Origin of the sequence: Natronorubrum texcoconense, assembly GCF_900100335.1 — an archaeon.
GTDB lineage: Archaea > Halobacteriota > Halobacteria > Halobacteriales > Natrialbaceae > Natronorubrum > Natronorubrum texcoconense.
The window spans coordinates 89,726-111,442 of sequence record NZ_FNFE01000007.1; the positions used below are offsets into that span (position 1 = coordinate 89,726).

The 21,717-nt window shown below is 64.2% G+C and carries 20 protein-coding genes; 4 read left to right on the forward strand and 16 right to left on the reverse strand.

Going from position 1 to position 21,717, the window contains the following annotated elements:
- Window positions 1-50: 50 nt before the first annotated feature.
- Both engB and BLT08_RS18525 read right to left on the reverse strand, forming a co-directional pair.
- Window positions 51-668, reverse strand: coding sequence for a GTP-binding protein EngB (engB, locus tag BLT08_RS18520; protein WP_090310937.1), 618 nt, complete (start codon window positions 666-668; stop codon window positions 51-53).
- A gap of 84 nt (window positions 669-752) precedes the next feature.
- A complete protein-coding gene (locus BLT08_RS18525) occupies window positions 753-1,223 on the reverse strand; it encodes a DUF7994 family protein (protein ID WP_090310940.1) in 471 nt (156 codons plus the stop codon).
- Between the two features lie 154 nt (window positions 1,224-1,377).
- Between BLT08_RS18525 and BLT08_RS18530 the strand changes: the two genes are divergently transcribed.
- Window positions 1,378-2,670, forward strand: coding sequence for a TIGR00341 family protein (locus BLT08_RS18530; protein ID WP_090310942.1), 1,293 nt, complete (start codon window positions 1,378-1,380; stop codon window positions 2,668-2,670).
- Between the two features lie 140 nt (window positions 2,671-2,810).
- Here BLT08_RS18530 and BLT08_RS18535 read toward each other — a convergent pair whose 3' ends face one another.
- Window positions 2,811-3,155 carry a hypothetical protein gene (locus tag BLT08_RS18535; RefSeq protein WP_090310944.1) on the reverse strand — a complete coding sequence of 115 codons (345 nt, stop codon included), beginning with the start codon at window positions 3,153-3,155 and terminating at the stop codon, window positions 2,811-2,813.
- A gap of 61 nt (window positions 3,156-3,216) precedes the next feature.
- Window positions 3,217-4,212 (reverse strand): NOG1 family protein, encoded by a 996-nt coding sequence (locus tag BLT08_RS18540; protein ID WP_090310945.1) that lies wholly within the window; start codon window positions 4,210-4,212, stop codon window positions 3,217-3,219.
- A 98-nt stretch (window positions 4,213-4,310) separates the two neighbouring features.
- Here BLT08_RS18540 and BLT08_RS18545 point away from each other — a divergent pair, with 98 nt between their 5' ends.
- Window positions 4,311-6,536: a PAS domain-containing sensor histidine kinase gene (locus BLT08_RS18545; protein ID WP_090310947.1), complete on the forward strand. Its 2,226-nt coding sequence runs from the start codon at window positions 4,311-4,313 to the stop codon at window positions 6,534-6,536.
- A gap of 64 nt (window positions 6,537-6,600) precedes the next feature.
- A complete protein-coding gene (locus tag BLT08_RS18550; protein WP_090310949.1) occupies window positions 6,601-7,014 on the forward strand; it encodes a DUF5518 domain-containing protein in 414 nt (137 codons plus the stop codon).
- A gap of 136 nt (window positions 7,015-7,150) precedes the next feature.
- Here the strand turns inward: BLT08_RS18550 and BLT08_RS18555 are convergent, their stop codons facing one another.
- The 11 genes from BLT08_RS18555 to BLT08_RS18610 form a co-directional block, all read right to left on the reverse strand.
- Complete coding sequence (locus BLT08_RS18555) at window positions 7,151-7,498, reverse strand: four-helix bundle copper-binding protein (RefSeq protein WP_090310951.1); 348 nt, start codon at window positions 7,496-7,498, stop codon at window positions 7,151-7,153.
- Between the two features lie 294 nt (window positions 7,499-7,792).
- The gene (locus tag BLT08_RS18560) at window positions 7,793-10,450 is read right to left on the reverse strand and encodes a PQQ-dependent sugar dehydrogenase (protein ID WP_090310953.1); all 2,658 of its coding nucleotides are present in this window, start codon (window positions 10,448-10,450) and stop codon (window positions 7,793-7,795) included.
- Between the two features lie 405 nt (window positions 10,451-10,855).
- Window positions 10,856-11,140, reverse strand: coding sequence for a phosphoribosyl-ATP diphosphatase (gene hisE / locus BLT08_RS18565; RefSeq protein WP_090310956.1), 285 nt, complete (start codon window positions 11,138-11,140; stop codon window positions 10,856-10,858).
- Complete coding sequence (locus BLT08_RS18570) at window positions 11,141-11,608, reverse strand: bifunctional nuclease family protein (RefSeq protein ID WP_090310958.1); 468 nt, start codon at window positions 11,606-11,608, stop codon at window positions 11,141-11,143.
- 82 nt (window positions 11,609-11,690) lie between these two features.
- Window positions 11,691-12,023: a HalOD1 output domain-containing protein gene (locus BLT08_RS18575; protein WP_090310960.1), complete on the reverse strand. Its 333-nt coding sequence runs from the start codon at window positions 12,021-12,023 to the stop codon at window positions 11,691-11,693.
- 46 nt (window positions 12,024-12,069) lie between these two features.
- Window positions 12,070-13,212 carry a bacterio-opsin activator domain-containing protein gene (locus tag BLT08_RS18580; protein WP_090310962.1) on the reverse strand — a complete coding sequence of 381 codons (1,143 nt, stop codon included), beginning with the start codon at window positions 13,210-13,212 and terminating at the stop codon, window positions 12,070-12,072.
- A gap of 278 nt (window positions 13,213-13,490) precedes the next feature.
- Window positions 13,491-14,456: an acetamidase/formamidase family protein gene (locus BLT08_RS18590; protein ID WP_090310964.1), complete on the reverse strand. Its 966-nt coding sequence runs from the start codon at window positions 14,454-14,456 to the stop codon at window positions 13,491-13,493.
- Between the two features lie 74 nt (window positions 14,457-14,530).
- A complete protein-coding gene (locus BLT08_RS18595; RefSeq protein ID WP_175529379.1) occupies window positions 14,531-16,567 on the reverse strand; it encodes a TRAP transporter large permease subunit in 2,037 nt (678 codons plus the stop codon).
- Between the two features lie 262 nt (window positions 16,568-16,829).
- Window positions 16,830-17,459, reverse strand: coding sequence for a pyridoxal 5'-phosphate synthase glutaminase subunit PdxT (gene pdxT / locus BLT08_RS18600; protein ID WP_090310967.1), 630 nt, complete (start codon window positions 17,457-17,459; stop codon window positions 16,830-16,832).
- A gap of 44 nt (window positions 17,460-17,503) precedes the next feature.
- Window positions 17,504-18,361: a VOC family protein gene (locus BLT08_RS18605; RefSeq protein WP_090311353.1), complete on the reverse strand. Its 858-nt coding sequence runs from the start codon at window positions 18,359-18,361 to the stop codon at window positions 17,504-17,506.
- Between the two features lie 124 nt (window positions 18,362-18,485).
- The gene (locus BLT08_RS18610; RefSeq protein WP_006089640.1) at window positions 18,486-18,647 is read right to left on the reverse strand and encodes a preprotein translocase subunit Sec61beta; all 162 of its coding nucleotides are present in this window, start codon (window positions 18,645-18,647) and stop codon (window positions 18,486-18,488) included.
- A 1,259-nt stretch (window positions 18,648-19,906) separates the two neighbouring features.
- On the opposite strand from BLT08_RS18610, the gene BLT08_RS18615 reads away from it, so the two are divergent.
- Window positions 19,907-20,659: an IclR family transcriptional regulator gene (locus BLT08_RS18615; RefSeq protein ID WP_090310970.1), complete on the forward strand. Its 753-nt coding sequence runs from the start codon at window positions 19,907-19,909 to the stop codon at window positions 20,657-20,659.
- Window positions 20,660-20,698: 39 nt separating this feature from the next.
- On the opposite strand, the gene BLT08_RS18620 is transcribed toward BLT08_RS18615, so the two are convergent.
- Window positions 20,699-21,682: an LLM class flavin-dependent oxidoreductase gene (locus BLT08_RS18620; RefSeq protein WP_090310973.1), complete on the reverse strand. Its 984-nt coding sequence runs from the start codon at window positions 21,680-21,682 to the stop codon at window positions 20,699-20,701.
- Between the last annotated feature and the right edge of the window lie 35 nt (window positions 21,683-21,717).

The window sequence follows — 21,717 nt, forward strand, 5'->3', positions numbered from 1 at the left end:
GCCGACGATCGATGTGGAGGGCGCGGCGTCCTCGGACCGGCGTTGCGGGTCTAGAAGAACTTGAACAGATCGTCCCGGTTCTGCTCGTGGAGGTGATCGCGAACGGCCTCCTCGAGCGAACTGATCTGGCCGTTCTTGGCGGTGATGGGAGCGATCGTCTCCTGCCACTGCTTCCACGGCGGGAGTAAGCCGAGGCGGTCGCAGAGTTCGTTCAGGCGCTCGTCGCGGTCGTCGACCTTGTCCATCTTGTTGACGGCGACGACGGTCGGCACGTCGAGTTCCCGCAGGAAGTGGAACATCTCGACGTCGTAGGGGATCTCGTCGGGGCCGGAGTGGCGGTCGATGATGTCGATGACGCTCTTGCCGTCGACGACGAGCACCGCGACGAGGACGTTGTCGGCGTACTCCTCGAGATAGTGGACGATGCCGGTCTTGATCTCCTCGCGGTAGTCCTCGTGGACGCCGCTCATGAAGCCGAAGCCGGGCAGATCGGTGATGACGAAGTCCTCGGGCGCCCAGTCGTAGTGGTTCGGCTCGCGGGTGACGCCGGGTTTACCGCCGGTGTCGAAGCTGTGGCCGGTCAACTCGCGCATGAGCGTCGACTTGCCCACGTTGGAGCGACCGACGAGGACAACTTCGGCCTCGCGGGCGGGACGGGTGTCGAACATAGGGCGTCGTAGGTGCGTCTCGGGTTTATACTCCGTGAAAGGGGTCGATCCGCGCGGGTTCGAGCACGCGACCCGGAATCGGGGTCACACGACCGTCGTAACGAGGAGTCCGGCGACCACGGAAGCGACCACGAGCGCGGCGGTTCCGACCACTCGTCCGCGCGATGGCGTAGGCTCGAGTTCGATATGGCGGCCCTCACGAGCGATTTGGAGACCGAACCAAGCGAGCGACAACCCGCCAATACTCGCCGCGACGGCAAAGAGCCCCGCGTCGGTTCCGCCGGTACCGAAGGCTCGAAGACCCGACAGGATGACGACGGCCGCGAGAACGACGTCCGCGGCGCCGAGGAGGACGTTCCACCGGAGCGTCCGCGGGCCGATCGTGATCGACTCGACAGTACCGCCGACGATCGACAGCGTCGCCGCGGCGACGAGCCCCGAAATCAGGACGGCGGTACCGGGATCCGCGATGGCGTCGCGTCCGAAAACGGCAAGAAATCCCGCGATCAGCGCCAGCAGGAGGCTACCGAACCACAGTGCGAGCCGTCGGTGCATACAGCAAATTGCGTTTCGTTGATACAAACAACTACCGGTGCGTACCGCCCGACGACCACCGACGTCGGACGCCGACAGCGCTTCGTCGCGAAAGCGACCGACTGGGGCCCGAAAGCGCCCCAAGTTATGTCCCCCGAGGTTCTCAGCCAGAGATGTGCGGCTCGTACAGCTGACGGTTCCGACGGGCAAGCGGCAAACGATCGTCGACACGCTCGAGGATCGGGAGATCGATTACGTCCTCACTGACGAGAATAGCAATCGGGACTATACGGCAGTTATCTACTTCCCGCTCCCGTCGCCGGCGGTCGAACCCGTTCTCGACGAGCTACAGGACGCCGGCATCGACGACGATGCGTACACGGTCGTCGTCGACGCGGAAACGGTCATCTCTCGCCGCTTCGAGTCCCTGCGCGCGGAGTACGAGAACGGCGACGTCGAGAGCGACCGGATCTCGAGACAGGAGCTTCAGGCCGAAGCGGACTCGCTGACGCCGACGTTTGCCGTCTACGCGATCATGACGATCATCAGTGCCGTGGTCGCGACGGCCGGGCTCTTTCTCGACTCGCCGGCCGTCGTCGTCGGTTCGATGGTGATCGCGCCGCTGATCGGTCCGGCGCTCGGACTGAGCGTCGGCTCGGTGATCGACGACGAGGACCTGTTCAAGAGCAGTCTCTACTATCAGATCATCGGCATCGTTCTCGCGATCGGTGCAGCGGCGGTCTTCGCCTGGATGGTCAGGGTTACCAACATCGTGCCGCCGGGACTCAACATCAGCGGGGTCGACGAAATCTCCGAGCGACTCGCGCCGGACTTGCTCTCGCTCGCGATCGCCCTCGGTGCCGGCGTCGCGGGGATCATCAGTATCGCGACGGGAACCTCCGTCGCCCTCGTCGGTGTGATGATCGCAGCCGCGTTGATTCCGCCCGCCGCGGCGGCCGGAATCGCCATCGCCTGGGGCCAGCCGTCAGCCGCGATCGGGTCGACCGCGCTCGTGCTGGTCAACGTCCTCTCGGTGAACCTCGCCGGACTGCTGACGCTCTGGTGGGCTGGCTACCGCCCGGAGAACCTGTTCACGCTCGGCCAGACGGAAAAGCGCGTCCGCAGACGGGTGCTCGGACTGGCCGGAATCGTCCTCGTCTTCGCGATCTTCCTCGCCGCCATCACCTACTCCTCCTACGCCGTCGCGACCTTCGAGGAGAACGCCCGCGGCGAGGTCGAGACGGTCCTCTCCGAGGAGGAGTTCGCCGAGTACCAGCTCCTCGAGTTCGAGGTCATTATGGACGACAACTATCCGTTCGTCGGCCCGGAGCGCGTGACCCTCACGATCGGGGGGCCCCAGGGGGAGATCCCCTCGGAGCTAGCCGATACGTTACACGAGCGGATCAACCAGCACGCCGACGACCCGGTCGGCGTCGAGATCAGGTCCGTCGGAATCACCGAGCGCTGAACGCGCGGCTTTCTGCCTCCTTCGGTCCGATACTGAACGCTTCGTCGAGGGCTCCAAACTGCGCGCTCGGTTTGGCGTGAGTCTCTTGAACGGCGGCTACTCGAGCAAGTTCCAGGTTCCAGAATCAGTTCGGGCCGAGCTTATCGGCGCAATCGATCGAGCAGCGTCGCGTTTCGCTCGGTTCCGTCGGCCGCGTCCGTCGGCTCGGCCGCTGCGTCGGACTCGTGTTCGGATCGATCGCTCCGGTCGTCGTCCTCGCTCGAGTCGCCGCGGCCGAGTCGTCGTCGAATCCACGTTCTCGGCCCGCCGATGCGGTTGATGAGATACGTCGGAAAGTACAGCGCCACCGCTCCGAGGGCGAAAAAGCCGATGCCGTATGCGGTCCGGCCGCTCCGGACGAACTCGAAGCCGACGACGAACATCGGGCCGGCCATCGAGAGTCCGGCGGCGGTCTGGAGCATCCAGAAGATACCCGGTCCCTTCATCGCTGTCTCGGTTCGGGTCGCCCGCCGGTATCGCTGTCGGTTCGTGCGTTCGAAGACACCGTCACTCGTCGAACGGCAGCTTGGGTTCGTAGTCGATCGCCGCGACGGCCGCTTCGACCACCGTCTCGACGTCCGCGCCGGTCTCGACGCTCATGCTGTAATCGGCCGCCATCTCGTCGATCAAGCTGTCGTCCCAGACCTCTCGCCGGTCGGCTTTGTTCGCGATCGTGAGCACGGGGACGTCCTCGAACTGGCTCGCGATCGCGTCGCGGAGCTCGAGTTGGGAGTCGAGCGGGTAGCCACACTCGGCGCTGGGGTCGATCATCACGAGCATGCAGTCGGCGAGGTGTTCGATGGCGCTGACGGCCTGGGACTCGATCTCGTTGCGTTCGTCCGCCGGTCGGTCGAGCAAGCCGGGCGTGTCGACGATCTGGTAGCGGATGTGATCGCGCTCGAAGTGACCGAGGCCGATCCCTCTGGTCGTAAACGGGTACGATGCCGTCTCGCCGCGGGCGTTGGTGATGTCGTTGACGAACGAAGACTTGCCGACGTTGGGGTAGCCGGCGACGACGATCGTCGGCTCCTCGGGGTTGATCTCGGGTAAGTCCCGCAGGTCGTTCCGGGACTTGTTGATGTAGATCAGTTCGTCGTCGATCTGCTCGACGATGTCCGCGAGGCGAGCGAAGGCCTGCTTGCGGTGTTTGCGGGCCGTGTCGACGTCCGTCTTCCGAAGCTTCGGCTGGTACTCCTCGTGGATCTCGCGAGCCTTCCGGCTGGCCCACATCACCTCCGAGAGGCTCTGGCGAAGCCTGTCGACGTCGACGATCGCGTCGGCGAGTTCGTAGTAGAACGGGTGGACGTCGTCTTCGTACGCGAAGTCAGGCCACGCCGTGACCACGTTCTCCAAGTTGTCCGAGATGATGTTCGCCGCTACCTGAAGCATCGACTGCTGGGCCTCGAGCCCGCCTTTGGCTTTCCCGGACCGGGATGCCCGCGAAAACGCCTTGTCGATCAGCTCTTCCGACGTGGGCGTTGTCGGAAGGTCTTCGAAAATCATACCCAGCACTAGATCCCCCGATCATAAAAGGCCGTTCGTTACGTGCCGGCGGCAATCGGCCGCGAGGATTATATCCCGCTCGACGGTCTAGCTGATGCATGCACGTGTGTTGTTTCGTTTCCGGCGATCTCGAGGCGGGCGAGCAGATTCGCTCGCTCGAGCGAGAGCGCCGCGAGCTAACGATCACCGTCGTGGACCCGACGGACGGGGACGAGTGGACCGACGTGGAATCGGTCGACTGCGTGCTCTATCACGACAGCGTCGATCTGATATCGATCGATCAGATTCGCTCGGAGTGGCCCGCCGTCCCCGTCGTTCACGTGATCGGCGGTCGCGACGACGAGTTCGAGGACGGAGCGATAGCCGAGTTGCGTCCCGTCGACGACTGGGTGGACGAGGACCGACTCGTCTCGGCCCCGTCGCTGGTCGTCGCTCGTCTCCGTCGAGCGGTCGAGCGCGCGGCGGAACTGTCGACCGCGCGAGAACGGGCCACTCACTTCTCCGGTCTCATCGAGAACGCGTCGGATCTTGTCACGGTCCTCGACGAGAACGGTATCGTCCGGTATCAGTCCCCGTCGATCAGCGACATTCTGGGCTACGAGCAGGACGACCTCGTCGACGAGTATGCGTTCGACTACATCCACCCGGAGGACACGGACCGCGCTGCCGAGGTGTTTTTCGACATCGTCACGTCCGAAACAAGTCGTACCGGCCGTGCCGTGTTCCGGTTCCGGCACACGGACGGCTCGTGGGTCTCACTCGAGGCGGTCGGCCAGTCGCTCCCGACCGACACCCCTACCGGATCGGACGACGACGACGGCCGCGAGTTCGTCATTATCTCCCGAGACATCACGGAGATGCGTGAGACGACCGAGGAGTTGCGGAGCACGCGCGACCAACTGCAGGTCATCCTCGACAACACACCGGCGGTCGTCTACATGAAGGATCTCGAGCGGCGATATCTCTACGTCAACCCGGCGTTCGAGGAGATATTCGATCAGCCGCGCGAGGAGATACTCGGGAAGCGATCGGAGGACATCCATCCGGCGGTCAACATCGAGCAGATCAACGAGATGGATCGCGAGGTGCTCGAGAGTGGGGAGGCGAACAAGTACGTCGAAGATTTCCGTATTCGGGGCAGGCGTCGGGTCTTTTTCAACGTCCGAGCGCCGCTGTTCGACGCCGACGGCGAGCCGTACGCGATCTACGGGATCGCCACCGAGATCACCGAACGCAAAGAGCGCGAAGAGAGCATGCAAGCGCTCGCCGAAGCCGGGCCGCGGCTGCTCGAGTGCGAGACGATGGAGTCGGTCGGCTCGGTCGCCGTCTCCGTTGCGGAATCGGTGTTGAACCAGCAGATCACCGGCATCCTGACGCTCGACGAGATGGGTGACGCGCTCCGTCCGCTCAGTATGACTGACGAAGCGATCGAGCTGTTCGGCGAAACGGCGATACCGCGCGGGTCGGGGATCGCCTGGCGGGTGTTCGACACGGGCGAACTGTACGCCTCGAGCGACGTCAGTTCCGATCAGGAGGTGTTGAACCCAGAAACCCCCATCGAGAGCGAGATCATCGTTCCGCTCGGCGAACACGGGATCCTGCTCGCGGGTTCGACTGAACCCCGCACGTTTGACGAGCACGACCTCGAGTTCGCGACGATCCTGGGGGCGATGATTCAGGGGACGATCGACCGGGTCGACAGGGAGCAACAGCTTCAGACGAAAAACCAGCGGTTAGAGGAGTTCTCGAACGTCCTCGCACACGACCTCCGGAATCCACTCGCCGTCGCGAAGGGGTACACCGACCTCACGCGCGAGACCGGCGACCTGGAGTACCTCGCTGACGTCGAAGAAGGTGTCGAACGGGCGCTATCGATCATGGACGGGTTGCTCGCGCTCGCACGAACTGGCCAGGGAGTCAGCGAGTTCGAATCGGCCCCGCTCAAGCAGCTGGCCAGCGAAGCGTGGTCGTCGATCAAGACGCGCGACGCGACGCTACGGGTCGAGTCCGATCGGACGATCACCGCCGATCTGGGCTGGCTCCAACAGCTGTTCGAGAACATGTTCCGAAACGCGATCGATCACGGCGGTGCGGACGTCTCCGTTCGCGTCGGCGCGATCGACGGCGGCATCTACATCGCCGACGACGGTCCCGGGATCGACCCCGAACAACGAGAGCAGTTGCTCGAGGGCGACAGCTCCGGCGCCGACGTCAGATTCGGCTTCAAGATCATCCGGGACGTCATCGACGCACACGGCTGGAGTCTTTCGATCGAGGAGAGCGAAGAGGGCGGTGCGAGGTTCGAAATCGTCGGTCTTCGATGAAGTCGCGACATCGCCAGCTCCCTCCGGCCAACAGTATATCCCCGCTGCTCGCGTACGTTCGGCTATGACGAATTGGCGTGCGGTTCTGGTCGGCTTCCTCGTCGCGACCGTGCTCGGACTGTTCGGGCTTGCCCTGCCCGGGTTAGGGCAACTCGCCGCGGGACTGATCGGTGGCTTCGTCGCCGGCTACATGGCCGGCGGCGGCCTCGGGCGCGGCTTCTGGCACGGATTGCTCGCGGGTGCCCTCGGCGGCATCGTCGGAGGTCTGTTGATCGCGCTGGTCGTCGGCGTCGCCGGCTGGGCGGGCGGTCCCATCGGCGGCGCGATTACCGGGATCGCCGGCCTCGGAATCTTCGCGATCGCCGTGCTCGTCTCGTTCATTATGGCGATCGAGAGCGCCATCGCGGGGGCGATCGGTGGTGTGCTCAACCCCGACCGTCCCGACCGCCCAGGTCGCGGCGGACGGAACACGTACTGATCTCGGCGAAACGAGTGCCGATGGCCGACAGTTTGAGCCGCTACGGTGTCCCGAATCGTCTCGAGTGCGCGCCGCTCCCCGGCTACGTTTGGACGCTCGACCGACCTGCAATGCGACCGGTGGGGGAGACTACGGTTCAGGCAGACGCCATCTCGCGACAGCTCTCGACACAGTTCGGGAGGATCTCCGCGCAGGCCTGACAGTGGTCGTGATCGTGCTGGTCGCACTCCTCGGCACACTCCTCACAGAGGTCCGCACAGAGTTCGCCCAGTTCCTCGTGGTAGCCCGAGCTACGAGCCATGAACCGCGCGTGTAGCGAAGCGATATCCGCCACGTCCCGACAGAGGCGGATACAGCGGGCCATTTCCTCACCTTCTCCCGCGCAGGCGTCGGCACACCACTCACAGACCTGGGCCGCCTCGAGGCAGTTGTCGATACACTCCTGCATGTGGTCGTCCGCGTGCTCGAGCTGTTGGAGCGCCATCACGCAGTTCGGCACCGAAGAGATACATCAAGATGTAACGAGCGACTGCAAGGAGGACAGACGGAGACTCCAGCGGGAACGAGCGGACGATGTCAGCAGCCGTCGACGGTCGTCTCGAGTGCAATCCGGGTGGGTTCCGAACACCTGTAGCTCGGCGCGGTCTTCGCTGCTGCGAGTGAACTCGCGTGTATGGTCGCCGCTGCGAGCCGTCTCGTTCCGGTGTGTGATCGTTCGCACGTGCCCGACCGCGTGTTCGAGGGCGCTCGAAAACCGACCGCGCTGAACCCGTCGCGGTCAGTCGTCGGCTTCCTGTGGCTCTGGGTCCGCTTCGTCGTCGGGTCCAGCTTCGTCCGCTTCAGGTTCGTCCGGCGCTTCGTCCTCCGGCATCTCGTCGTCCTCGTCTTCGGGCACCTCCTCGTCCTCTTCTGCAACGTCGTCCGGCGCTTCTTCCTCGGGATCGTCTTCGTCCATCGCTTCTTCGTCGACGACGAACGGGTCCTCGGGTTCGGGGATCTCCTCACCCTCTCCCGCCGGCACGATTCGGTAGATCTCGCCCGTCTCGGGGTCCGGTCGGAAGTCGGTGTTCGCGAGGACGTACAGTTCGCCGTTCTCGTCGCGTTCGACGCCGTAGACGTACCGGTTGAGCGACTCGTCATCGGCGCCCTCGAACTGTAGTTCCTCGAGTTCCCAGCGTTCGTCGACCTCGACGAGGTCGTCCTCGTCTTCGTCGTCTTCTAGCTCTTCATCTTCGTCCAGTTCTTCCTCCTCTTCTTCCTCGTCCAGTTCTTCTTCGTCTTCGTCCAGTTCTTCCTCCTCTTCTTCCTCGTCCAGTTCCGCATCGTCGTCCTCGTCGTCTTCGTCCTGAATCCAGCTGTCTTCCTCGGTCTCCTCAGCCTCGTCGTCCTCGAGTTCCTCCTCGTCTTCGTCGTCTTCTTCGTCTGCGACCTCGCCGTTCGGATCGACCGCCACTAACACTTCGCCGTCGGCGTCGGCGACACCCTGGCTGCTCCAGTTGCCGAAGACGAAGTTACCCTCGAGTTCGGGGATCGCTTCGCCCGCGTAGCGGTGGCCGCCGACGACGACCGAGCTGTCGATGAACGCCTCGGAGATCCGCGTGTGCTGGTACTCCGCGATCGGATCGAGGAGCGGCTCACCGTCTCGAGCGTCGCTGACGTCGCCGTCGACCTCGTCGGGACACTCATCGGCCGGTTCGAGCGGCGAGTCCGGGCTGAAGCAGAACGAGCCCTCCTTGACGTTCCAGCTGTAGTTGCCGCCCTCTTCGACGGCGTAGACGGATTCGATGGCGTGCTGGCCGGCGTCGGAGACGAACACCTGGCCGTCGTCGTCGATCGACATTCCCCAGGGGTTCCGGAAGCCCCAGGCCCAGTAGGAGTCGATGTCTTCGTCCGAGTCGACGAGCGGATTGTCCTCGGGGATGCCGTACTCGCCGTACTCCTGATCCTCCTCCTCGTCGACGTCGATGCGGTGGATCCCGCCGTGTAAATTCTCTTCCGTATCTTGGCCGTTGCCGCCCTCGTTCTCGTCGTACCAGTCCTCGACGTGGCCCACGCCGATGTCGTGGACGTTGCCGCCGTCTCCGAGCGAGACGTAGAGGTAGCCGTCAGGGCCGAACGCGAGACGGCCGCCGTTGTGGTTGTCCTGTGGCTGCGGGATCTCCATGATCGTCCGCTCGGAGTCCGGATCGACGCCCGTCAGGTCCTCTTCGGCCTGGAACTCCGCGACGACCGCGGTGTGGTTGTAACCGAGTCCGTGGCGCTCCGGCGCGCTGTAGTGGACGTAGAACAACTGGTTCTCCTCGAACTCGGGGTGGAACGCGAGCCCCAGCAGGCCGCGCTCGTCGTAGCCGCCGAGTTCGCCGATGCCGAGGCTGACAAGCTGATCCTCGATGTCGAGGAAGAGGTCCATGTCGGCGGGCGTCATCGAGTCGGCATCCTCGACCTCTTCTTCCTCGTCTTCCGCCGGTTCGACCTGAATGGCGCCTACCATCGTCCCGGGGTGGACCTCACAGAGGTACCGATCCATCTCCTCGGTCGCCTCGAACTCGAGAGTCTGGCTCTCGCCGACCTCCTGGACGATCTCCGTTCGCTCGAGGATGTCGTCGTTGGCGTCGAGGATGACGACGTTGTGCGGATCGCCGTCGCCGTTCTCCCAGGTGAACTGGTAGGTCTCGCCGGCGGTCAGCTCGAGCGTCGGGTTCTCCTCGCCGTCGATTTCTTCCGGCTCCATACCGAACCAGGCCGGGATGACGCCGTTGAAGACGAACTCCTGTGGGTCGTCCGGATCGTCCTCGACTTCCTCGTCTGGCTCCGGTTCGATCTCCTCGTCTGCGCCTTCCTCGACCTCCTCGTCCGGCTCCGGTTCGTCGACGTCGTCCTCGTCGTCGACTTCGACCGGCTCGTCGGGGTCATCGTCCTCCTGGATCAGACTACCCTCCTCGGGTCCGACAGGGTCGTCCTCGTCAGCTTCGGCTGGCTCACCTTCGGCGTCTTCCTCGTCGAGTTCGTCCTCGGCGGCTTCGTCCTCCCCGGTCGGTTCGTCTTCTACTTCATCCTCCTCGAGTTCCTCATCGACGTCCGCCGGCTCCTCGTCGAAGTTGGTGACGAACACCTGTCCAGTCTGCGTGACGACGAAGTGGTAGACCTCGCCGTCTACCTCGACGTAATCGAGGTCGGTCGGCGCGGGCAAATTCTCCGCAACCAGTTGGAGGCCGACGGTCTCTCCCGCGGGAAACTCGCCGGCGACGGGGACGTCCTCGAAGTCGGCCGCTTCGGCCTCCTCCTCGTCTGGATCTTCCTCGTCCTGTGCGCTCGCGACGCCGCCGAGTGCGGCCGCCGACCCCGTCGCCGCGAGGGCGCGAAGGATCGTTCGTCGCGATTGACGTCCGATTCCGGTGCTCTGACTGTCGGGTATCGTCTCGTTCGGTTGGCTCATAGTGTCTCACTCGTGAGTCGATTGGACGATGGAGTGTGGTCCTCCCCCACCACACGGTGACGCTCCCGCACGTACGCGGATTTGGCGGGATCGACCCGCCATGACCGTGTGACTCGCCCTTCCGTGGCTGTGCCACACAGTCGCATAAATCGGATAAACCGTTCCACGGACAATCTCGCTCTGGCCGTCCGTTTCACGTCCTAACCTCGAGTTGGGGCGACCACGTCCGCGAGCGTTGTCTCGCCGACGGCGCCCGCGGACGCATCGCTCGACGCGACTCCGTGACAATCGCTCCCAAAAACAACAGCGCTGCTCCGTGTCGTCGCCGTCCGACTCGTAATTCCCGCGTTAGCGTCGCACTGTCGCGCCGTCCGTTTCATCGACGGACGGCTCGAGTCGTCCGCTTCAGCGCCGCGCCTCGAGTTCCGCCTCGAGATCCTCCAGCTCCATCTCCTTCATCGAGAGGAGGACGAGCAGGTGGTAGACGATATCTGCGGCCTCGTAAGCGATCTCGTCGTGATCATCGTCTTTGGCCGCCAACACGAGTTCGGTCGTCTCCTCGCCGAGTTTCTCGAGCACCGCGTTCTCGCCTTTCTCGTGTGTGAACAGCGAGGCGGTGTAGGACTCCTCCGGTAGCGTCTCCTTTCGGTCCTCGATCACGGCGAACAGCGCTTCGAGCGTCTGGTCCATCTACATCTCACCCGACATGCTGCGGATGTCTTCTAACTGCTCGAACTTCTGGCTATCGTCTCGGCCGTCCTCGAAGACGGCGTCGGTGATCTCGATGGGGGCGTTGGTCCGAGCCGCGAGCGCAAGCGAGTCGCTCGGTCGGGCGTCGACGACGGTCTCGCCCCGCGCCGTCTCGAGGTGGAGGTCGGCGATGTAGGTGCCGCCCTGTCCGTCCTCGCGCGCTTTGATCTCGCTGACGACGACGCGGTCGATCCGGCTCCCCAGCTCTTCCATGACGTCGAGCAGGAGGTCGTGCGTGAGCGGGCGGCCGATATCCTCGGCCTCGAGGCCGCGAGCGATGCTCGTCGCCTCGTTGAAGCCGATGAAGATCGGAACGACGTCGTCTTCGCCGTCGACCTCGAGGACGACCACTGGCACCGGTCCCTGTGGAGTCCCCGCGACACGAACCGCGTCGATGGATGCCTGCATACCGATACCCTTGCGAGCGAGCGAGAAAACAGGTCCGGTCGCGAATGCATGCAGCTGTATCGTCGCTATCGGGACGATCGATTCAGTTCGTCGGCGGTTCGACGACGACGCGTCCGTCGTTCGACACGGTCACCTGACAGCGCTCGTAGGCGAAGGTGATATCGATGGGGCGATCTCGAGTCGATCGAAGGAGGGTCCCGAGCGCTTCGGGGTCGACCGTCTCGTACAGCGCTTCCATAGCGGTCGGATCGCGGTTCGTAACCGCACCCACGGTTTCGACGACCGCGCTGAGCACCGTCTCGGAGTCGATATCGAACTCCCTGTGAAACGTTCCCGTCGTGGGATCGTAGCCGGTACTGTCGTCACCGATCGGTCGGAACGGGGCGGAATCGGTGTGACCCGTGTTCTCGTTCATTATCGCTATTAGAACGGACATCAGCCTAAGAGGAGGCGCTGACCAGTCAGCGTGCGTCCGCGCCGGACTTCTCGAAGAGGTGCCGGAAGACGGTCCGCTGTGCCTTGCGAAGGTGCTGGTTGAAGGTCTGTCGCGTGACGCCGAACCGGTTCGCGAGTTCGTCGCCGGTGCTGGCTCGCGGCGAATCGAAGTAGCCGCCGAAGTAAGCGGTGTCGAGCACGGCCAGCTGTCGATCGGTGAGCGCGTCGGCGACGACGTCGTAGAGGAGATGCGGCGAGTAGACGAGCTTTTCGGACACCAGTTCGACCTCGGGATGGAACTCCCGAATGCCGTCCGCGGCCAGACGGGGATCGACGTCACCGGGAAGTTCGCCGCGGAACCGGACCTCGTCCGGACTGACGATGATCGTGCGGGCCTGACCGCCGAGGGACTGGAAGACGTGGGAGACCGTCGTCGTTTCCGCGTGGGCTTCGATACGGCTGTAACCGTCGATCGAACTGAGCAACCGCGCGTCGAGATAGTGGGGGACCTCCTCTACCATGGTGACGAACTCGCTCGCGGAGAGATCCGACGTCCCCATATACTGGACGGTTGTCCCGTCCGGTAGCGAAACGATGGAATCGATTTCGATCCGCGTTTCGCCGCCGTCGATGCGGAGGGAAGGGGGCACTGCCGCTTGCGTCGCGCGAAACTCGACCTGTCTGACGTGATCGCTAGTTAATCGCTTCTCGCGTCGTTTCAACGCCGTTACGTCCTCGAACGCGACGACGACGTACTCGACTTCCCCCTCGTCGTCCAGGACGGGGGACGTGCTGCTCGAGAACCATCGCTCGGAGCCGTCCGAGAGCTCGATCCAGTGTTCGAATCCGTACACCGGTTCACCCGACTCGAAGGTGCGCGTGACGGGGTGGTCGTCCACGGTGATCGGCGCTCCATCGTCGTCGTAGATATTCCACTCGGACGGATCGTACGGTCGGCCGGTGAGCCGTTCGTTCGAGAGGGCGAGCGTCTCAGAGGCGCGCTCGTTTGCGAAGACGATAGTTCCCGCCGAGTCGATCACGATGGTGCTAATCGGGCTCGAATCGAATACTCGCTCCGCGAGGTCCTCGGAGGGCGTATCTCGAAACGCGGATTCATCACCGTCAGTTGAGTCGTCGTCGTGAACGGTCTCCGTTGGCGAATCCGTCATCGTGTTAACACCCGCTCGACACACCGTCGGCTCACCTCGAGGCGGTCGAATTGCTCGTCGCACCATCCGTCGCGTCGGTAGCCGGGTGCCGATCGTCGTCCGAGTACACCGCGGCGATCGATCGACGCCCCGACGGATCGGTACCGGTTCATACCACTACTACGGTGTCGACGGGTAAATGCGTACCACTGGTACGCTAGCCGGACGGAGTTGGCCGCGCCGTCTCGGCTGGGTTCGACATGTCGTCTCACGGGATCATCGCTCCGCGCTGCCGATCGCTACTCCTCGGGGAAGATACTCTGCGGGAGATACGCGGAGACGACCCAGTTCGGGGCGTTGACCGCCTCGTTGATCTTCAGGTCGACGGCCGCCGAACACAGGATGTAGGCCTCGTTCCGATCGAGTCCGCGTTCCTCCTGGAGATGGTCGATCATGGATCGAACGGCCGCTCTGCTCGCCTCCATCAGGTCGTCGCCGATCCCCGTCGTCCCGTACATCCGCTCGTCCCGACCGGTCGGGGTGAACGGGCCCGTGGTTTCGAACTGCGGTTGCTCGATGGATAGATCCGACCGCAGGTCGAACCGGCAGGTGACGGTCATCGGCGCCTCGATGCCGGTCCCACAGACCTCGCCGTCGCCCTGAGCGGCGTGGCAGTCGCCGATGCTGAACAGCGCGTCGTCGACCGCGACGGGGAGGTAGACCGTCGACCCCGCCGTCAGCTGTTTGATGTCCATGTTCCCGCCGACCGACCGCGGCGGGAACGTCTCGTGGCTGCCGGCCTCCTCGGGGGCGACGCCGACGACGCCGGGGAACGGATCCAGCGGGACCTCGATTCCGTCGACGAACTGTGCGACGCCGTCCTCGAGGTCCCAGACGTGGAGGCTCGGTTCGGGGAACTCGTCCGACAGGAGTCCGAGCTCCGCTTCGCCCGGAAGGATCAGCGAGTGGCCCCAGCCCTCGTGTTCGAGGTCGAGCAGTTCGACCTCGAGGACGTCGCCCGGCTGGGCACCCTCGACCGCGACCGGCCCGGTCAGCGCGTGGACGCGGCTGACGTCGAGGTCGGCGAGGTCGGCGACCGTCGAGCCGGGACCGAGCTGTCCGTCGGTCGAGTCTCTGCACGTAAACTGGACGATGTCGCCAGGTTCGACCGTCCGCACCGGCTCGAGACTGTTGTCCCACATGCTGTGGACGGTATCGTCGTCGGGGCGTATCTCGTGATCCGCTGAAGCGCTCTCGTTCGACATTCGTTCTCATTCTCGGCGCGAGACGGGATAAAACACTCTCCGATCCGATCGGCCGTCCGCGGGCCCCCCGAGGCTCACCGTAGCCGAACGGTGGCCAGTCCGAGGATCACCGCGGCGGCGACGAACTGGATCGCAGTCGTCGGGTACGCCATCGCGACGACGCCGAGCGCGCCCGCGACTGTGCGGACGAACCACCGCGACCGTCGCGACTGCGAATTCTGTATCGGTGCGTTGGCCGCGTAGACGACCGCGAGCGCACCGACCAGCACGACCGCGGCAGTAGTGAGACTCTCGAGCGACGGTGACGGCGAGACGAGTTCGGGGTGGGAGACGATCGCAAACGGCAGGACGTACACCGGCGCGAGCAGTCGCATTGCAGTCAGCGAGACGGACCGGGTGTCCGTCGACCCAACTCGAGCGGTCCGCGCCGCGGCGGCGGCGACCGGCGGCGCGACGCCGACCGCGACGGCCGCGTAAAGCGTGGCGAAAAACGCGGACAGGTCCGACGGCGACCCGGCCCCGAAGACGGCGAGCGTGCCGACGAGCGCGGCGCCCACGGCCGTCGGGAGGCCGGCGGTCCCGACGGCGGCGACGACCAGCGCGAGACCGACGACGGCCAGCGGCCAGTCCTCGAGCGTCGTTCCGACGGTCGAGAGCAATTCGAGCGCCTCGACGGCCAATAGGAGATCAACGACGACGCCGATCGCGGCGACGGCGATCACGACGGGAGCGAGCACCAGCGCCCCCAGGCGAAGCCCGTGGGCGGTGTCGCCGACTGCGTCCTCGAGGGCAGCGATCGGTCGGCGGTGCCGTCCGTCCACTGCTGGCTCCCGGATCGCGCTTCTGACGACGGGGACGAGGAGTCCGAGCGCCGCGAGCAGGAGGACCGTCCACACCAGCGCCTGTGTCAGCGTCAGCGAGAGCGTAACGTTACCGTAGTACAGGCCGGCGAACGCGACCAGCGGGAGGCCGAACCGAACGCCGTCGATCGCGAGGACCCGCCGCGTCCGGCTCGAGTCCACGCCTGCGCCCGCTCCCGCGTTCCGACTCGTATCGGCCCCGTCGTCCGATCGACTCGAGTCGGTCGTCGCCGCTCGTCGATCCGCGCCGAACGGGACGTATCGGAGCGCGACGAGGAAACAACTCACGGCGATCGCCGCCGGGAGCAGCCCCGCGACGACGACGTCCGTGAGCGTGAGATCCGAGACGAGCGACGCGACCAGAAAGCCCGCGATGAAGATTGTCGGCGGCAGCACCTGGCCGATCGTCGACGCGGCCGCTTCGACCCCGGCGGCGTCCCGGTCGCTCAGTCCCAGTTCGGACAGCGCCGGCACCGACCGCGACCGCAGCAGGTCGGCGTTCGCCAGGTACGAGCCGCTGACCGAGGCGAGCAGCGCCGAGCCGATCGCCCACCTCCGAACGCTCCCGAGTCGAGACGACGCGGCGGCGGCGATCGATCGGAGCGTCTCGACGCCACCGTAGCCGACCACGAGCGCCGCGTACAACACGAGGAGCGCGATCTGGAGTCCGGTCGTCTGGACGAACTGGCCGTGGACGCCGCCGTCGATCGCGACGGTCAGCGCCAACTGCTCGACCGCGAGCCCCTCGTGGCCGAGCGGTTCGGGGAGGCCGGCCCCGAGGAGGGCGTACGCGAGCGCGAGACCGACCAGTCCGGCGGGGACGGGGCCGAGCTCTCGCCACGCGAAGTACCACACGAGGCCGAGGAGCGCGACGGCTGCCACCGTTGCGCTCAGCGGCAGTTCGGCTCCAAAGGCGAGCTCGATCTGATTTCGATAGACGTACAGCGACCCGAGGAGGGCGACGCCCGCGGCGACGGCCATTGCCCTCGCTTCCCGGTGGTCACCGGCCGCATACGCGCGGCGACACGAGTCGATCGCGTAGAACGCGAGGACGCCCCCGAGAAAGAGGGTCGCGAACTCCATCCGGTGGAACGACCCGTCTCGACCGACGGGAACCAGTCCCGGATGGGACACGTACAGTATTCCTGCCCAGAGGCAGGCGGCCGCGACAGTCACCGCGAGCGTCTCGTCCGATGGCTCGCCGTTTCGGCTCGCGGAGCCCGCGTACTCGGGTTCGCTCGGAGCGGTCACGATCGGACGTCCTCGGTTTCCCCAGCGGACAGTGAGCAGATCGGACGCCTCGATCGACATCGAATCGGGTTCCGCTCCGTTACCATCATGTCAATAATTTATTCTCCCACACGTATATGTTTTCCCTAAGTTATGTGGGAGATATTTGTGGATGAACGAGAGTACACGATTTCTTCTGCCACGTATACTGCTACGATCGAGAATGCTCGAAAAGGCCGCATAGTCTATCGGCTATCGACGGTCGTCGATCGGGCCAGTTGCGTCAGGCCGTTTCCTCGAGTTCGGGGACGTCGGCGCTCCCGTTCTCGAAGAAGGCGAGCCCGTGAATCCGGCTGTCGGGAGTCAGTTCGGGGTGGAACGCGGTTCCAACGACCGAGCCTTGCTTGACGGCGACCGGCCGGCCGTCCCACGCGGCGAGTACCTCGGCGTTCCCGTCGCCGACGTCGTCGATTGCCGGTGCGCGGATGAACACCGCCGGATACGGCTCGTCGTCGGCCAGCCCGTCGACCGCGAGCGGGGCCTCGAAGCTGTCTCGCTGACGGCCGAAGGCGTTGCGTTCGACGCTCACGTCGATCAGTCCGAGTTCGTCGACCCGGTCGTCCCCCGCGTCGCTCGAGGCGACGATCAGGCCGGCACAGGTCGCGAGCAATGGTTTTCCGGCGGCGACGTGATCCCGAATCTCGGGGGCGATCCCCTCGCTGTGGAGCAGTCGGGAGATGGTCGTCGACTCGCCGCCGGGCATCGCGAGCAGGTTGCAGTCGGGGACGATGCCCGAGTCGCGAATCTCGCGGACGGTGACCTCGCGGTCGTGGGCCTGCGCCGCGCGTTCGATGGCGGCCGCGTGTTCCTCGACGTCGCCCTGGACGGCGACGACGCCAGCGATCAGTGACATGCTCCGCCCTATGGAGGGGGCCGTCAAAAAGGTCACGTCACCGGCTACGATTCGGCGACGAGGCGAACGGTGATCCCGTCGGGATCAGCGATCTCGAAGCCCTCGTCGCGGTCGGCGACGGGAACGCCGCGGTCCTCGAGTCGCCGCCGGATCGGCGCGAGGGCGTCGCTCGAGGGGACGACGAGTTCGAACCACGCGAGTCCGCGATGGTCCGCCGTCGACGGGACCGATCGGCGGTTCCAGGTGTTCAGCCCCAGATGGTGGTGGTAGCCGCCCGCGGCGAGAAACAGTGCCGACGGCGCCGAAACCATCACGTCGAACCCCAGGGTATCAACGTAGAACTCGCGGGCGTCGTCGAGCGACGACACCTCGAGGTGGACGTGCCCGAGCGAGGTCTCTGCGGGGGCCGTCGATACCGACTCGTCGCTCGCCGCGGCCGCGAGGTCGGCGAGGTCGAGCGGCCACGAGCCGATCTCGAGGCTCCCGTCGTCGTCTCGCGGCCAGTCCTTCCGCGGTCGGTCCCGATAGATTTCGACCCCGTTTCCCTCCGGATCGGTACAGTAGAGCGCCTCGCTGACGCCGTGGTCGGACGCCCCGGTCAGCTCCCAGCCGTCGCGAATCCGCGCGAGTGCATCCCCCAGCGCTTCACGAGTTGGTACTCTGAACGCGTTGTGAAAGAGTCCAGTCGCGTCCTCGGGACGCGGATGCGCATCCGCGTCGTAGCGAACCTCGAGCAGCGACCTGCCGTCGACGCCGAGCGCCGTCGTCGACGCCTCTCGCGTCAGTTGCTCGAGTCCGACGATGTCCCGATAGAAGTCGATCACCGCCGACTCGTCGCCGACGGTCAGTGCCGCCCGACCGATCCGGCTCGAGTCCGGTAGAAGCCCGATAGCGTCGTTCATACGTCCGATACGCACCGATCGCATATAGACGGTGTGACCGATGCTGTCTCTCGGTCGACAGTGTAGAATCGTCGAGGTATCACTGGGTGACCTCGAACGTCGTGTGAGAAGCCGGGCCAGTCGATTACGCGACGAACGTCAGCAACTGGATCAGCACACCGATCATCACGCCGGTCGCGATGACCGTCTTCGGATCGATCTGGATCGCGTTCGAGTCCTCTGCGTCGAAGTACCGAACGAGTCCGGCACTGGACATCAGTCCGCCAGTGTTCTGTCCTTTATCCATACCAGATACTACGAGCGGACGGAACTAAATCTTTCGTCCGCTAGCTGGTCTGGCTGTGATGGCTCTCACCAGTGCCCCTCGACCGTCGGTTCGTTCGTCGCTCCCGTTTTCAGTGTCGGATCGTCGTCCGAGTCGCCGGGATGTCGACATATTATTAAACTGATGTAGAGTTTTTAGTAGAGTCGAGAGTGTTTATATTCTTACACTTAAATTACGCTGTGTACGCGGCTTCTCGAGATGCCACCAAATCGCCTTCACTACATGCCCACGTTTTAGGCGCACCAATACCGTTATCTCTCCGTGAGAAAGCTGAGCTGATTGTGGGAGCGCGTCTAATAGAAAGATACGAAATAATAGGGCCGAAAAGACCACAAATACAGTAATAAATAGTCATTAAATAACTGATATCTGAATGGTGTGGTCTGATTTTCATATACCACATTCAGCCGAGTGCGCTTAGCAGAAATGTGTACGTTGACATAATTGAGTGTGTAATAAATATGTGTATGTTTTAATATAACAGTGCCGTACCCTGTCAACGGGCCTACCGCTTGGTCTGGCAACCGACGTTATCCCGGTAGAAGAGAATGTGCGAACACTGGTCTCTCGAGGCAGCAGTTCCCAGCCGGCTAACGATGTTTAGTCGGCACCGTTCTCTACTCGACCCCGTAGTGGATTACGAGTGTACGTCTGTAAAGTATAGTCATTATCTCGTTCCGCTGCCATTAGACTCTTCACACGACTCATTATCAGTTCCGAGTAAGTCGGAACGTACCGAAGATCGAAAACCGGTTCGAAGGCTGCTCTCTATGGTCCATTCACCAGTTGAGGTTGCATCCGACGCGAAACGTGTTCCGACTCTACCGGAACCACATTGAGAGGTGTTGACGTAGCCCTCTTCCGGATGTACTGGTAGAACAGTCGGGCTATTCCCTCGTACAGCCATGCTCAGGGTCTCAATCGAGATCTCGGCTTTCGTTCCGAACGAACGGGTTCCTAATAATATGGTGTTAATATAATATATTCAGTGGAAGGAGATCCGACTCCTTCGAAACAGCCGTTTCCGCCATCTCCCCCTGCTAGCACCCCACATTCACGACAATCTCTGCTTTCTGGCCTACCACTAGAGTATTCCCGCTGATCTGACGCCATCGTCTTCGTTTCTCGCGCCGTCGGCAACGAATCGATCGTCAGTCTGCTCGAAAACATATCCGGTAGAGTCGAAAGACTTCTGTGGGTGGCGGTAGAGGTCGTTCAGTATGGGACGGACATCGAATCGGTCGGTCGAACGGGCGTTCGCACTCGTCGACGAACTCGCGGAGAACGGCGGCGGGAGAGTCTCCGAACTCGCTGAGCGCGTCGATATGCCGGTGAGTACGGCTCACGATCACCTGCAGACGCTCGTCGAGACCGGCTACGTGCGGATGGAGGACAAGGAGTACCAGACGACGACGCGGTTTCTGGAGGTCGGTCACCGGCAGCGACACCGACTGGAGGTGTTCAAGGCCGTTCGCGACGAACTCGAGACCGTCGCCGAGGAGACCGGCGAACACGCGACGCTCTTCGTCGAGGAGGCGGACCAGGCGGTTATCCTCGCCGTCCAGGAGGGATCGGACGCGGTCAACCTGTTCGCGTATCCTGGCGCGCGAATGCCCCTGCACGCGGTGGCACCGGGGAAGGCGATGCTCGCCTCCATGCCGACCGACCGCGTCGAGGAGATCATCGACCGACACGGGCTCGTCGAACTGACCTCTCGAACGATCACCAACCCGGACGTCCTGTTCGACCAGCTCGAGGAGATTCGCGGACAGGGGTACGCGGTCGACGAGGGCGAGCGGATCGCGGGCATGGTCTGTATCGCCGCACCGATCTTCGACAAGAACGATCGAGTGCGGGGTGCGATCTGTGTCTGCGGACCCCAGAGCCGAATCGACGAGACGCGCCGAGACGAAATCGCGGACGTCGTCCAGCGAGCGGCGAACGTGACGCAGGTGAACTTAGATTACGTGTGACGGCGGCTCGAGCGTCACCAGCCGTTCGTCGCCGTCCGATTACGAGTCAGAAACCGGCGCGAGCGCCTCGATCGTTCCCTCGGCCAGATCGTCCGCGGCCTGCTCCGGGATCGTCAGCAGCGGCCGATCGATGGCGGTCTCGGCGACGAGGTCGCGAAGCTGTTCGCGAGCATCCGCCGGTGTCCCTGCGACACCCAGGTCGTGGACCATCTCGTCCGTCACGAGCCCGGCGGCCTCCCCGCGGTTGCCGGCTCCCCACGCCTCGGCGATGCGGTCGGCCCGGTCGGGGAACCGGGTCCCGACCGCGTTCCGGTAGCCGTCGGCGCTCCCGGCGTAGTAGGCGATGTGGCCGCGAACGGCGTCGTAAGCCTCCTCTGCGTCGTCGCTGACGGCGGCAGGGACGTACGGCGCGATCGTGATCTCGTCCGGATCGCGGCCGCTCTCTCGAGCGGTCTCCTCGACGACCTCGAACGCCTCGTCGAGCGCCGAGAACGGGATGTTGTGCGGCATCCAGCCGTCGCAGAGTCGGCCGACGACTCGCCGGTTCGCCGGTCCGAGCGCCGCGTGGTAGATCGGGACGTCCCTGTCGATGGGCGGGACGCCGGTCACCTCGAGCAGTTCACCCTCGTAGTCGACGGACTCCTCGCCCGTCAGGATCTCCTGTACGATTTCGATGGTCTCGTGAGAGCGGCGAACGGGGCGTTCGAACGGCATGCCGTGGACGTTCTCGACGGCCGTCGGCGTGCTCGTCCCGACGCCGAAGGACGCCCGTCCGTCCGACACGTCGTCGAGCGTCGCCGCCGTCATGGCGAGGACGGCCGGCGTCCGCGAGAAGACGTTCACGATCGCCGTTCCGATCTCGACGCTGTCGGTGCGTGCGGCGATCTCCGAGAGTTTGACGACGGAACTCGTTCCCCAGAGTTCGCCCATCCAGACGGAGTCGTACCCCTGCGCTTCGGCGTCGATCGCGAGGTCGGTCGGGTCGTGTGCGCCAGTTCGCGGGATTACCAGGCCGAGATGCATATCCCCCTATTTGCGACTCGGTGCCATAAATCATT